Annotated in this window: 2 protein-coding genes; one reads left to right on the forward strand and one right to left on the reverse strand. The window is 62.7% G+C overall.

Annotated elements, in window-relative coordinates; all coding sequences use genetic code 11:
• The first annotated feature begins 54 nt into the window (after positions 1–54).
• Positions 55–255, forward strand: a complete 201-nt coding sequence (locus AC0L20_RS39650; RefSeq protein ID WP_473295609.1) for a hypothetical protein — start codon at positions 55–57, stop codon at positions 253–255.
• Between the two features lie 65 nt (positions 256–320).
• On the opposite strand, the gene AC0L20_RS39655 is transcribed toward AC0L20_RS39650, so the two are convergent.
• The coding region (locus AC0L20_RS39655) for a hypothetical protein (protein WP_473295611.1) at positions 321–644 on the reverse strand (324 nt) is incomplete at its 5' end.

A 644-nucleotide genomic window follows, 5' to 3' on the forward strand; every position in this document is an offset into this window, starting at 1 on the left:
TCCCCGGCTGGCCGGGTTCAGGCAGAATGCTGCTTTCGCTGGGGGAGACCTCCAATGTTCGATGCTGAAACCACCGCACTTTTGCGCGCGGTCCTCGACGAGGTGTGCGAGAGCGTGTCACGCTACGAGACCTCTGCCCGCACGCACGTGGCCTCCATGATCCTCGAAGCCGCCACCAAGGGCGAGACATCGGTTGACGGGCTGAAGCAGATCGGCAGGACTGCACTTCGCGAGGCGCCGATCCTGCGGAATTGACCTGCTCTCGAGGGCAGCGGCGCCCCGCTACACCGGCCTCAATTAGTCGAGGCTTGTGCCGCGAACTACGGTCTCGCGTCCAGGTGCACCTTATCGACACATCGTTGCACCGGTCCCGGGTAGTCTTGCTCGATCCAAGGCTCATCGGCGAAGAGAACTTCCTCAATCTTCGACAACCGAAGGCAGATCCAGCTGGCTTTGACCGGACGCTTCGTGCTCAAACTCGCCTCCACAAGGAGGGCGAATGCGCGCTCCTCACCGGCGGCGTGGCCCAGAGTGTACGGGCAGACCGTCTGGCGCTTGCTGCCATCACTCACGTGAACCGGCCGCCGTTCAAGGATCGCTTGTCTGAGCGCCATGAAGACCTGGCTGTGGCCTTCGCTGAGGAT

This window comes from Bradyrhizobium sp. Kon58 (genome assembly GCF_055807455.1).